The organism is Streptomyces sp. NPDC052107 (assembly GCF_040680215.1).
Taxonomy (GTDB): domain Bacteria; phylum Actinomycetota; class Actinomycetes; order Streptomycetales; family Streptomycetaceae; genus Streptomyces.
Genome location: NZ_JBFAWG010000018.1, coordinates 47,088 through 59,878, shown reverse-complemented (window position 1 = coordinate 59,878; position 12,791 = coordinate 47,088). Strand labels below are relative to the sequence as shown.

General features: G+C 71.3%; 8 protein-coding genes. 4 read left to right on the top strand and 4 right to left on the bottom strand.

Translation table 11 applies throughout. The features are described 5' to 3' along the window. Positions 1–14: 14 nt before the first annotated feature. The 3 genes from AB0M27_RS21305 (at position 15) to fxsT (ending at position 4,867) form a co-directional block, all read left to right on the top strand. Positions 15–293 (top strand): hypothetical protein, encoded by a 279-nt coding sequence (locus AB0M27_RS21305; RefSeq protein ID WP_365723417.1) that lies wholly within the window; start codon positions 15–17, stop codon positions 291–293. Then, on the top strand, positions 290–1,792 hold the full coding sequence (locus AB0M27_RS21300) for an HEXXH motif-containing putative peptide modification protein (protein ID WP_365723416.1): 1,503 nt from the start codon (positions 290–292) through the stop codon (positions 1,790–1,792). The genes AB0M27_RS21305 and AB0M27_RS21300 overlap by 4 nt, the downstream gene beginning before the upstream one ends. Before the next feature lie 75 nt (positions 1,793–1,867). Continuing rightward, positions 1,868–4,867 carry an FxSxx-COOH system tetratricopeptide repeat protein gene (fxsT, locus tag AB0M27_RS21295; protein ID WP_365723415.1) on the top strand — a complete coding sequence of 1,000 codons (3,000 nt, stop codon included), beginning with the start codon at positions 1,868–1,870 and terminating at the stop codon, positions 4,865–4,867. Positions 4,868–4,964: 97 nt separating this feature from the next. Here the strand turns inward: fxsT and AB0M27_RS21290 are convergent, their stop codons facing one another. The 4 genes from AB0M27_RS21290 to AB0M27_RS21275 form a co-directional block, all read right to left on the bottom strand. After that, positions 4,965–8,765: a multifunctional oxoglutarate decarboxylase/oxoglutarate dehydrogenase thiamine pyrophosphate-binding subunit/dihydrolipoyllysine-residue succinyltransferase subunit gene (locus AB0M27_RS21290; RefSeq protein WP_365723414.1), complete on the bottom strand. Its 3,801-nt coding sequence runs from the start codon at positions 8,763–8,765 to the stop codon at positions 4,965–4,967. Positions 8,766–9,068: 303 nt separating this feature from the next. Beyond that, a complete protein-coding gene (locus AB0M27_RS21285; RefSeq protein ID WP_365723413.1) occupies positions 9,069–10,184 on the bottom strand; it encodes an ATP-binding protein in 1,116 nt (371 codons plus the stop codon). Beyond that, positions 10,181–10,921, bottom strand: a complete 741-nt coding sequence (locus AB0M27_RS21280) for a response regulator transcription factor (RefSeq protein ID WP_365723412.1) — start codon at positions 10,919–10,921, stop codon at positions 10,181–10,183. The genes AB0M27_RS21285 and AB0M27_RS21280 overlap by 4 nt, the downstream gene beginning before the upstream one ends. Positions 10,922–11,034: 113 nt before the next feature. Further along, positions 11,035–11,712 (bottom strand): spermidine synthase, encoded by a 678-nt coding sequence (locus AB0M27_RS21275; protein ID WP_365723411.1) that lies wholly within the window; start codon positions 11,710–11,712, stop codon positions 11,035–11,037. A 196-nt stretch (positions 11,713–11,908) separates the two neighbouring features. On the opposite strand from AB0M27_RS21275, the gene AB0M27_RS21270 reads away from it, so the two are divergent. Next, the gene (locus AB0M27_RS21270) at positions 11,909–12,739 is read left to right on the top strand and encodes a rhomboid-like protein (protein WP_365723410.1); all 831 of its coding nucleotides are present in this window, start codon (positions 11,909–11,911) and stop codon (positions 12,737–12,739) included. Positions 12,740–12,791: the final 52 nt, after the last annotated feature.

Sequence of the window (12,791 nt, the reverse complement as noted above, 5' to 3'; positions counted from 1 at the left end):
GGGAGGAGCCGAGGGTGGCGGAGCAGAGGAAAGGAGCGGCCGGTCCCGGTGCGGACCGCGGACGGACCGTGCACCTGCCCGACCTCACCGACGTCGACCTGCGGACATTGCGTGCCATGGACGATCCGGACCTCATGGCCTCGGTGAGTGACGTCCTGTGCCGGGCCCGGGAGTTCGGCGAGGTGTGGTACGTCGGCGAGGAGAGCGGCGGGAAGGGTGGGGTCGCACCCGGCGACCGTACGTTTCCGGCCGGAGTGGCCGCATGGGATCCCGGTGAGGACGACCGGGGATGACCCCGGCGCCGGTGTCCGCCGAGACCATCGGGGAACTCGCGACGACCCGGCCCGCACCCGCGGGCACCGCGGCACTGCGTGCCGTACTCCACGCGCGTCGCATGCTGCTCCTGAAGGCGGCCCTGGTCCGCGTCGAACGGGCGCGGACGGCGCTCGCACCGGCCGTTCACACCGGCTTCGAGGCCGACTGGTCGCTGCTGGAGCGGGCGGAGCGGGCCGACCCCGCGGCGGTCCGTGACCTGCTCGACTACCCCATGACCGGCGCCTGGCTCGGCGCCGTCCTCGCCGCCGACGAAGGCCCCGAGCTGGAGCGGCAGTTGCCGTACCTCACCGGCCTCGCTCTGTCCGCCGCCGTGCGTGCCGGCTGCCCGGTGGAGGGGGAGCGCACGGTGCCCTCGGGCCGTCTGGTGCTGCCGGGGCTCGGCGTGCTGTGCTGCCCCTCCGGCCGCGCCCTGCTCGACGGCCGACCCGGGCCGGCGCGCATCACGGACGCCGCCGGCGCCACCGAGGTGGTCTTCGGCCGCCCCGGAGCGGACGCCCGCCGACCGGATGGTGGGGGTACCGGCTGGGCCGGGTCGGACATGCGCCGACCGGATGGTGGGGGTACCGGCTGGGCCGGGTCGGACACGCGCCGACCGGACGACGACGACACCGGCCGCCCCGGAGCGGATACCCGCCGACCGGACGGCGGCGATGCCGGCCGGCCTGGAGCGGGCATCCCCCGACCGGACGGCGACGACATCGGCTGGCCCGGAGCGGACGCCCGCCGGCCGCTTGGCGACGGCACCGGCTGGCTCAGCCTGCGCGCGCTGCCCGGCAGTGCCGTACTCCTCGACGACCTCGACCCCTACCGGGTGCCCGTGCACGGCATCGGGCCCGAGGCCCTGCCCGCCGCCCGGCGCCCGCACTCCGCGCCCGGAGCGTGGGCCGCGCGGTGGGTCGCCGCGTGCGACCTGCTGTCGGCGACCGACCCCGCCCGGGCCGCGGAGACCTCGGCGGTGCTGCGCGCGGTGGTCCCCCTGGCACCGTCCGGGCGCAGGGGCGGCCCACCGATGAGCGCCACCCTGCGGGCCGCCCCCGGCGCGCTGCTCAGCCAGCTGCCGAAGGACGCGGGCGACCTCGCCGAGACCCTGGTCCACGAGACCCAGCACACCAAGCTGGCCACCCTGCACGAACTGGTCCCGCTGTACCGGCCGGGCGGTGCCCGCCACCGGGTGGGCTGGCGCCCCGACCCACGGCCCGTGCCCGGCGTGCTCCAGGGCGTCTACGCCCACCTCGCGCTCGCCGATCTGTGGCGGCGGGCCCGGGACGGATCCGTGCCTGATCACGGCTGGCGCGATCGCGCCGAGCGTCAGTTCGACACCCACTGGGATCAGGTCGGCAAAGCCTTGTCCATCCTCCGAGAATCCGATGAACTGACCTACGCCGGGCGGGAGTTCGTCCAGGAGATGGAAAGGCACCACGCACGCCTCGGCGTGGCGGCCCGAAGCCCAGGGTGACAACCCGTACATGGTGGGTTGCGCTAGGTTATGCGAGCGCTCGTCCGGGAGTCGGGCACGGGAACAGGAGCGACGATGGCGGAACAGCGGCGGTCGGACACGGACGGTGCGGTACAGCACTTCCTGGTGGTCTTCCCGGGCTACCACCGCTCATGGGCGGCGTGGATCGCACAGACCCTGGAGCGCCACGGCCACCGGGCCACCCTGCAACGCTGGGACCCGCCGCGCGAGGTTCCGCTGGAGGACTCGCTCGGCGACCTGCTGCTCTCCAGCGGCAAGGTGCTGCTGGTCCTCAACGACTGGTTCTTCGAACTCGGCCCGCGCCCGGCCGGCGAGTGGAACGACGTGCTGCGCGGCTTCGTCGCCCACCACGCCGACCGCTTCGCCGCCGTCAACCTCACCAACCGCCCGCTGCTGCCCGCCACCGCCGTCCTGGAACCGGCCAGCCTCTGGGCGCTCAGCGAGGAGGCCGCCGAGGAACGCCTGCTCAGCCGGCTCGGCCTTGACCGCCGGCGCACCCCGCGCACCCTGCCCGGCGGCAGGGTCCGCTACCCGGAGACCCGCTGCGAGATCTGGGGCGAGATCCCGCGCCGCAACCCCCGCTTCACCGGTCGCGACGACCTGCTGAACGAGATCCACCAGCGGCTGTCCGACGCCGAGCGCGGCGCCTCCGCCTGCACCCTGCTGGGCATGTCCGGCATCGGCAAGACCCAGCTGGCCGCCGAGTTCGCGCACCGCTTCAGCACCGACTACGACATGGTCTGGTGGGTCAACTCCGACGACCGCAACATCCAGCGCGACCGCTTCGGCGAACTCGCCGTGGAACTCGGCCTGCCCATCGGCGGCGAGCCCGGCGAACGCATCCGCGCCGTCCGGGAGGCGCTGCGCCGGGGCGAGCCGTACGCCAACTGGCTGATCGTCTTCGACGGCTGGGACGACCCCGAGGGCATCAACGCGCTCCTCCCGCAGGGCCCCGGCCACGTCCTCGTCACCTCCCGCAACCGGGCCTGGTCCGAGCACACCGACGTGCTGGAGGTGCCGGGCTTCCTGCGGCCCGAGTCCACCGGCTATCTGATGCGCCGCGCCCCGCACATCACCGCGGCCGAGGCGGACGAGGTCGCCGCCGAGTTCGGCGACGTACCGCTGCCGCTGGTGCAGGCCGCCTCCTGGCTCGGCGAGTCCGGCATGGAGGTGCCCGAGTACCTGCGGATGGTGCGCGAGCGCCGGCTGTCCACCGTCGACGAGCCCGCCACCGGCGAGGGCTTCCCACAGTCCTCCATGACCTCCTGGTCGATACTGCTCAACCGGCTGCGCCGCTCCCAGCCCCAGACCATCGACGTCCTCGGCCTGTGCACGTCCTTCGCGCCGGGCCGCATCCCGCTCGGCCTGATCCGCGCCTACCCGCAGACGGACCTGCCCGAGGAACTGCGCTGGATGGCCACCGACCTGCCCGCCTGGACCCGGGCCCTGGACACCCTGGTCAACTACTCGGTCCTCACCCGGGAGTCCCGAGGCCCCCTCGGCGCGGACATGGGCCCGCACCAGGAGTCCGTCCACATGCACCGGCTGGTCCACGACATCGTTTCCAAGCTGACCAGCGAGGAGAACCGGGCCACCCACCGCCGGGCCGTGCGCACCCTGCTCGCCGAGGCCGACCCCGGCAACCCCGTGGACAGCCGCAACTGGCCCCGCTACGCCGAACTGCTGCCGCACCTGGAGCCCTCCGGCGCGCTGAGCAGCGGCCAGCCCCGGGTCCGGGCCACCGTCCTGAACTGCCTGGAGTACTGCCTGCGCAGCGGCGAGTACAACAGCGGTATCGAACTGGCCCGGAAGATCCGCGACCGGTGGTCGACGACCATGGAGCCGCTGGACTCGCACATCTTCGACCTGACCCGGCAGGAGAGCTTCATCCTGCGGGCCAGCGGACGCTTCCGCGAGGCCTACGACCTGGACCGCCGCTTCCTGGAGCAGGTGCGGTCCACCCCCGGGCGCGACGAACTCGTGGAGCTGATCACCCAGGGCTCCGTCGCCGGCGACCTGCGCTTCCTCGGCCGGTACGAGGAGGCGTACGAGCTCCAGCGGGAGGTCCTGGCAGGCCACGAGCGGCTCCTCGGACCCGACGAGGCCGCCACGCTGGTCGCCCGGCACAACACGGGCGTCGGCCTGCGGCTGCTCGGCCGGTACGCCGAGGCCTACGAACTCGACCTGGAGACCCGGGCCCGGCGCGAGAACGTGCTGCGCGCCCGGCACATCAGCACCCTCAACTCCGGCAGCGCGGTCGCCCACGACCTCAGACTGCTCGGCCGCTACCGGGACGCGCTGGCCCGCCAGGAGCCGCTGGTCCGGCTGCATGTGCAGGTGCTCGGCCCGCAGCACCCGCAGACCCTGGAGGCCCGCGTCCAGCTGGCCCTGTGCCGGCGCCGCGAGGGCGGTCACAGCCAGGACATGACCACCTCGATGGCCGCCCTCCTCGACCAGCTCGCCCAGCTGCACGGCCGGGAGCATTACCGCACCCTGTCGTTCATCACCAACTACGGCAACTACCTGCGCGAACACGGCGATCTCAGCCAGGCCCGGGAGCTGATCGACGAGGCCGAGGCCGGTTACCGGGCGCTGCTCGGTCCCGCCCACCCGGTGGCCACGGGCATGCTCTCCAACACGGCGCTCGTCATGCAGGTGGCCGGCGACCGCGCCGACGCGCTGGCGATGTCGGAGGCCGCGCTGGCCGGGCTCACCTCCACGCTCACCGCCGACCACCCCTGGGTCCTGGGCTGCGCGTTGAACACGGCCGCCGCACGCAACTTCAACGGCCGCATCACCGAGGCCGTCGAGCTGAGCCGCGACACCCTCCGCCGCGCCCGGCACACCCTCGGCCACGAGCACCCGCTCACCCTGTCCTGCCAGGTGGCCCTGGCCGCGGATCTCCGGGCGGCGCGCGAGCAGGAGGAGGCCGGAAAGCTGGAGGATGACGCCCTCCTCACCCTCACCCGCACCCAGGGCGCCCAGCACCCGCACACCATCTCGGCCCGCCAACGAGTGCGTCCGTACTGGGACTTCGAGGCGTACCTGGGCTGAAGCGCCCGGCGCGGCGGACTGCGCGAGCAGCCAGCCTGCACAGGCGAAGGGCCCGGTACCGAGTGAGAACTCGACACCGGGCCCTTGTTTCCGAGGCCTACGCCTCAAAAACCTCTCGCACCAGCTGCTCCTGCTCGGCCTGGTGACGCTTGGCGGAGCCGACGGCCGGGGACGAGGAGTGCGGACGCGAGATGCGCCGCAGCCGCTCGCCGTGCGGGACGTCCGCGCCGACCGCGAGGTCCAGGTGGTCGATCAGGTTGAGGGCGATGAACGGCCAGGCACCCTGGTTCGCCGGCTCCTCCTGCGCCCACAGGTACTTCTCGGCGTTCGGGTACTTCTTGATCTCCGCCTGGAGCTCGGCACCCGGCAGCGGGTACAGCCGCTCGATGCGGATGATCGCGGTGTCCGTGACGCCGCGCTTGACCCGCTCGGCCTCCAGGTCGTAGTACAGCTTGCCGGCCACGAAGACGACCTTGCGGACCGCGGCCGGGTCTACCGTCGCGTCGCCGATGACGGGTCGGAACTGACCCGACGTGAACTCCTCCGTCTTCGACGCGGCGGCCTTCAGGCGCAGCATCGACTTCGGGGTGAACACCACCAGCGGCTTGTGGTGCGGGTTGTGCACCTGCCACCGCAGGAGGTGGAAGTAGTTCGACGGGAGGGTCGGCATGGCGACCGTCATGTTGTTCTGGGCGCAGAGCTGGAGGAAGCGCTCGACGCGGGCCGAGGAGTGGTCCGGGCCCTGGCCCTCGTAGCCGTGGGGGAGCAGGAGCGTCACGCCGCTCATCTGGCCCCACTTCTGCTCGGCCGCCGAGATGTACTCGTCGACCACCGTCTGCGCGCCGTTGACGAAGTCGCCGAACTGCGCCTCCCACATCACGAGCGCGTCGGGGCGGGCCAGCGAGTAGCCGTACTCGAAGCCCATGACCGCGTACTCGGACAGCAGGGAGTTGTAGACGTTGTAGCGAGCCTGGTCCTCGGAGAGGTACTGGAGGGGGGTGCGCTCCTCGCCCGTCTCACGGTCGATCAGCACCGCGTGGCGCTGGCCGAAGGTCCCCCGCTGGGAGTCCTGCCCGGACAGGCGGACCGGGGTGCCCTCCAGCAGGAGGGAGCCGACCGCGAGGGTCTCGCCCATGCCCCAGTCGATCGTGCCGTCCTCGACCATCGCCGCCCGGCGCTGCAACTGCGGCAGCAGACGCGGGTGCACGTGGAAGGAGTCGGGGATGTTGACCTGGGACTCGGCGATCCGCTTGACGACCTCCGTGGAGATCGCGGTCGGGACCGCGACCGGGAAGCCGTCCTGCGGCGCCTGGGCGGCGACGACGGCCGGCTGGGACGTAGCCTCGCGGACCTCCGTGAAGACCTTCTCCAGCTGGCCCTGGTAGTCCTGCAGGGCCTGCTCGGCCTCTTCCAGCGTGATGTCGCCGCGACCGATCAGGGACTCGGTGTAGAGCTTGCGCACCGAGCGCTTCTTGTCGATCAGGTCGTACATCAGCGGCTGGGTGAAGGCCGGGTTGTCCGACTCGTTGTGACCGCGGCGGCGGTAGCAGATGAGGTCGATCACCACGTCCTTGTTGAACGCCTGGCGGAACTCGAAGGCCAGACGGGCGACGCGGACGACCGCCTCGGGGTCGTCGCCGTTCACGTGGAAGATCGGGGCCTCGATCATGCGGGCCACGTCCGTCGCGTACATGGAGGAACGCGAGGACTCGGGGGCCGCGGTGAAGCCGACCTGGTTGTTGATGACGATGTGGACCGTGCCGCCGGTGCGGTAGCCGCGCAGCTGCGACATGTTCAGGGTCTCGGCCACCACGCCCTGGCCCGCGAAGGCCGCGTCGCCGTGGATCGCCACCGGCAGGACCGTGAAGTCCGTACCGCCCTTGTTGATGATGTCCTGCTTGGCGCGGGTGATGCCCTCGATGACCGGGTCGACCGTCTCCAGGTGGGACGGGTTCGCGGCCAGCGAGACCTTGATCTGCTCGCCGTCCAGGCCGGTGAAGGTGCCCTGGGCGCCCAGGTGGTACTTCACGTCGCCGGAGCCGTGCATCGACTTCGGGTCGAGGTTGCCCTCGAACTCGCGGAAGATCTGCGCGTACGACTTGCCGACGATGTTCGCCAGGACGTTCAGGCGGCCGCGGTGGGCCATGCCGATGACGACCTCGTCCAGGCGGGACTCGGCGGCGGAGTCGATCACCGCGTCGAGCAGCGGGATGACGGACTCGCCGCCCTCCAGCGAGAAGCGCTTCTGGCCGACGTACTTCGTCTGCAGGAAGGTCTCGAAGGCCTCCGCCGCGTTCAGGCGGCGCAGGATGCGCAGCTGCTCCTCGCGCTCCGGCTTGGAGTGGCCGCGCTCGACCCGGTCCTGGATCCACTTGCGCTGCTTGGGGTCCTGGATGTGCATGAACTCGATGCCGGTGGTGCGGCAGTACGAGTCGCGCAGCACGCCGAGGATGTCGCGCAGCTTCATCATCGACTTGCCGGCGAAGCCGCCGACGGCGAACTCGCGCTCCAGGTCCCACAGGGTGAGGCCGTGCTCGACGATGTCCAGGTCGGGGTGCTTGCGCTGGCGGTACTCCAGCGGGTCGGTGTCGGCCATGACGTGGCCGCGGACCCGGTAGGAGTGGATCAGCTCGAAGACGCGGGCGGCCTTGGTGACGTCGTCGTCGTGCGAGGCGTCGATGTCGCGCAGCCAGCGGACCGGCTCGTACGGGATCCGCAGCGACTCGAAGATGTCGTCGTAGAAGCCGTTCTCGCCGAGCAGCAGGTTCGCGACCTGGCGCAGGAACTCGCCGGAGGCGGCGCCCTGGATCACCCGGTGGTCGTAGGTCGACGTGAGCGTCATGACCTTCGAGACGCCGAGCCTGTTCAGGGTGTCCTGGGAGGTGCCCTGGAACTCCGCCGGGTAGTCCATGGAGCCGACGCCCATGATCACGGACTGGCCGGGCATCAGGCGCGGCACGGAGTGCACGGTGCCGAGGCCGCCGGGGTTGGTCAGGGAGACCGTGACGCCGGTGAAGTCGTCCATCGTCAGCTTGCCGTCACGGGCGCGGCGGACGATGTCCTCGTAGGCCTGCCAGAACTCGAAGAAGTTCAGCGTCTCGGCCTTCTTGATGGCGGCCACGACGAGCTGGCGGTCGCCGTTGGGCTTCACCAGGTCGATGGCCAGGCCGAGGTTGACGTGCGCCGGCTTGACGAGGGTCGGCTTGCCGTCCTTCTCGCCGAAGGACCAGTTCATCGACGGCATGGCCTTGATGGCCTGCACCATCGCGTACCCGATGAGGTGCGTGAAGGAGATCTTCCCGCCGCGGGCGCGCTTGAGGTGGTTGTTGATGACGATCCGGTTGTCGAACAGCAGCTTCACCGGGACCGCGCGCACCGACGTGGCGGTCGGCAGCTCCAGCGAGGCGTTCATGTTCTTCGCGACCGCGGCGGCCGGGCCGCGCAGCGTGATCAGCTCCGGGCCCTCGGGGGCCTCGGCGGCGGGAGCGGCCGTGGGCTTCGGCTGAGCGGGCGCCTGTGCGGGCTGCGCCGGCTTGGCCGGGGCCGGGGCCGCGGCCTTCGCCGCGGGGGCTGCGGGAGCCGGTGCCGGAGCGGCGGCGGGCTTCGGGGCCGCCGGGGCTGCGGGAGCCGGCGCGGGCGCGGCCTGGGCCTGAGGGGCCGTGGTGGTCCCTGCGGCCCCCGCGGCCGCAGTACCCGCCGCAGCCGGGGTGGCAGGAGCACCCGGCTTGTAATCGGCGAAGAAGTCCCACCAGGCTCGGTCTACCGAGTTCGGGTCCTGGAGGTACTGCTGATAGATCTCGTCGACGAGCCACTCGTTCGGACCGAACGCGGCAGCGGGGTTCTTCCCGGCTTGGTCGTCGGTCGAGACGCTCGGGTTACTGGGGGACTGTGGCGACACGGCGGCAACCGCCCTCTTCCGCTTCACAAGGTGATGGACAGCGGAAATAAAGGCTACGCCCCCGCGGCCGGGAAGGTCAGGTCGAGCAAGGTCATCGTCGCGTAAGTCACATCAGAAATCTTGTTTCAGGGCTTGATATGGCGGGAAACAAGCGTGGTTCCGCATGTGAGAGGGTGCACCGGCACCGGCCCTGCGCGGCTTCGTTCGACCTCTCGCGCGGGCCCGCTCCTGATCACACGTGTCCAGCTGCGCGGCAAGGGCGCGGACGCTCGTGGATCTTGTGCCTCCGGTTCGAACTTTACGTCAATTTGAGACGGAAGACGGTCCCGGAAGGGTGACGATGATCCGGCAGCCCCGCTCGGATTCGGCCACACCGATCCGGCCGCCGTGCAGATCCACCGCCCAGCGGGCGATCGCCAGACCGAGCCCGGTGCCGCCGTCGCTGCCCGGTCCGTGCGGCCGGGTGACCGCACCCCGGTTGAACCGCTCGAACACCCGGTGCCACTCCGACCGGGGGATTCCGGGGCCCTCGTCCAGGACCTCCAGCTCCAGCGACTCCGGCTGCGGCCCGCGCCGCGCCTTCACCGTCACCCGGCCGTGCGGCGGGCTGTGCTTGACCGCGTTGTCGATCAGGTTGGCCATGACCTGGTGGATGCGCTCGGGATCCGCGTGCGCGGTCAGCTCCGGCGGGGAGACGTCCAGGTGCAGATGGACGTCGGTGCGGGTGTGGCTGCCGGAGCCGGAGGCGATGCCCGCGCGCGCCGAGGCCACCATGTTGGCCTCCTTCAGCACGCCCGAGAGATACGGCCACACCTCGAAGCGCCGCTTCTTCAGCGGTACGACGCCGTTGTCGAGCCGGGACAGGTCCAGCAGGGTCTCCACGAGCCGGCCGAGCCGCTCGGTCTGCTTCAGGGCCGTCCGCATGGTCTCGGGGTCGGCCTCGGTGACCCCGTCCACGATGTTCTCCAGCACCGCGCGCAGACCCGCGATGGGGGTGCGCAGCTCGTGGGAGACATTCGCGACCAGTTCTTTGCGCTGGCGGTCCTGGGCCTCCAGCTCGTCCGCCATGACGTTGATCGTCTGGGCCAGGTCGCCCAGCTCGTCCCGGCGGCCGTCGCTCACCCGGCGGGTGTAGTCACCCTCGGAGATCGACCGCGCCACCGCGTTCATCTCGTCCAGCGGCATGGTGAGCGAATGCGCCACGAACTGCGTGATGAGCAGTGTGGCGATCATCGAGAAGACCGTGATGAAGCGCAGCTCGGTCTTGGTGTGCACCGCGATCACCGACAGTCCGGTGGTGATCAGCACCGAGATGACGACGAGCGCGCCCAGCTTGGTCTTGATCGAGAACGGGCGTACGCCGCCCCAGGGATCCTCCCCGGGGCTCCTCCGCGCGGCCTGCCGCCCGTCGACGGTCATGGGGTGGGCGTCTCCAGCGCGTACCCGACGCCGTGCACCGTACGGATCCGCTCGGCGCCGATCTTCCGGCGCAGCGCCTTGATGTGGCTGTCGACCGTACGGGTGCCGGAGGCGTCCGCCCAGTCCCAGACCTCGGCCAGCAGCTGCTCCCGGGAGAGCACCGCGCGCGGGGTGTTCGCCAGGCACACCAGCAGGTCGAACTCGGTGGGCGTGAGGTGGACGTCCTCGGACTTCACCCGCACCCGGCGCTGTGCGTGGTCGATCTCCAGCTCACCGAGCCGCAGGATGCCGGAGCGCGGGGTGGCGGCTGCGATTGCCGCCCGCTCCACCCGGCGCAGCAGCACATGCACCCGCGCGGCCAGCTCCCGCATCGAGAACGGCTTGGTCATGTAGTCGTCCGCGCCGACCCCGAGACCGACCAGCATGTCCGTCTCGTCGTCCCGCGCGGTCAGCATCAGCACCGGCACCGGGCGCTGCGCCTGCACCCGCCGGCAGACCTCCAGGCCGTCGAAGCCCGGCAGCATGATGTCGAGGATCAGCAGGTCGGGCTGCCAGGCCTCGGCCGTGTCGACGGCGGCCGGGCCGTCCGACGCGGTCTGTACGAGAAATCCCTCGGCGCGGAGCCGGGCCGCGATGGCGTCGACGATCGTGGGATCGTCCTCGACGACCAGCACCCGGCGCTGTGCGCCCTGGGTGGTCGTCGCCGCGCCGCTCTGGGAGGTGTGTGTCTGCTCCATCGCCCGCCCCTGCTTGTTGCTTTCCGGAACCCGTGGGGTGATCCCATGACTGCGATTGACGCTTGAATGATCCGCGTCAGGGCAGCACATTACGGGGATCCACCATGCTGTCGCTATCCAGGGCGGAGGGCGAGGTGCACGGCGTCCGGAACGCCCCGGGCAACGGGCACCTCTTCGGTACGCACCTGCTGGAACCCGGCATTCCGCAAACTTCCTTCAAATTCCGGAGAGGGTTCGGCGGACCATACCGCGAGCACCCCGCCGGGGCTCAACACCCTTGAGCAGGCGGCCAGTCCGGCCGGTGAGTAGAGAGTGTGGTTGTCGTCCGTGACGGTCCAGCCCGGGCCGTTGTCGATGTCCAGACAGAGCGCGTCGAACGTGTCGGATGTCTCATTGACGAACGCCACGAGATCGTCCTGCACGATCTCGGTGCGCGGATCGCCGAGCGCTCCGGCGGACACTTCCGCCAGCGGCCCGCCCCGGTGCCAGTCGATGACGGCGGGCTCCCGCTCGACGACGGTGATCCGCCCCCACCGGGGATCCGCCGCGGCATGTGCGAGTGAGAATCCCACGCCCAGCCCGCCGATCAGCACCTTCGGCCCCGGCCGCCCGTCCAGCGCCCGGTGCGCGGCGTCGACCAGCAGCCGCTCCGAGCGCCCGTCGGAGGTGTCCATCAGAAAGCAGCCGTTGGCGATGATCTGCAACAGCTCTCCGTGCCGGCGCAGCACCACCTCGCCGTACGGGCCGTCGCGCCGGTCGAGGACCACGGGGGAGTCGTACACGGCAGTCATGACCCCATCCTGCTTGAACGGGCCTTGACCTGCACGGGAATTAGGGATGTCGCACGGATGTGCGGCCCGTCCGGGCCGGACGCGGACGCGAGCGAAACGTAGGAGGTTGCTGTGAATCGGGTCTCGCGTGGCGTCGGTCATAGACAGCGGCCCCCGAAACACGAAGGGTTGGGCAGGACGGAAGGAGTGCCGCATCGTGGAACGGACCGCGACGGGCCCTGCGGCGGCCGCGTCCCCGCCCCTGTCGGGCGCGCCCCTCCCGGACGGCACCGCCGTCGTCCCGGTCCCCGCGATCGCGGACCTGCTGGACGGCATGCCGCGTCAGCGGCACGCCACGGCCCCCGCTCCGGCTCCCGAATCCGCCTTGGCCGGCCCCCGCCCGACCGCACCAGTCCCGTTCCTCCCGTTTCCGCTCCCGCGGCTGTGGCGCCTGCTGCCCACTCCCGCCGGCACCCCGTTCACCTTCTCCTACGCGGCCGTCCTGGCCGTCACCTCCGTGTTCGCGGCCCTGGCCGACCCGGCCCTGGTGCACACCCTCTACCAGGACTCCAGCACGGACGTGGCCCACCTGGTGCGCACGCCTGGGGTGGTGCTGCTCGCGAGCGCGCTGTGGATCGCGGGCGGTCTCCTCTCGCCGTACGCGCTGGCGTTCGTGCTGGTGCTCACCGCGCTGGAGCGGCGGATCGGCGGCGCGCGTGCGGCCTGCGTCTTCCTCGCCGGGCACGTCCTGGCCACGCTCGCCACCGAGGTCCCCGTGGGCCTGGCCGTCCTCTTCGGTCACCTCCCGGCCACCTCACTGCACCGCCTCGACTACGGCATCAGCTTCGGCGTCGCCGCCGGCATCGGTTCTCTGGCAGGGCTCCTGCGCCCCTGGCTCCGCTGGCCCCTCCTGACCCTGACGGCCGGCACCCTCCTCGACGACCTGATCGCCTTTCAGGACCCGATGACGAACTGGGGCCACCTGATCGCGCTGACGATAGGTGTGACGAGCTGGCCTCTGGTGCGCCGGTGGGTGCAACCCGCCTAGGGGCGCGGAGAACTGCGAACTGATCGCTCACAGCGAACAGGTGAAGGGAACA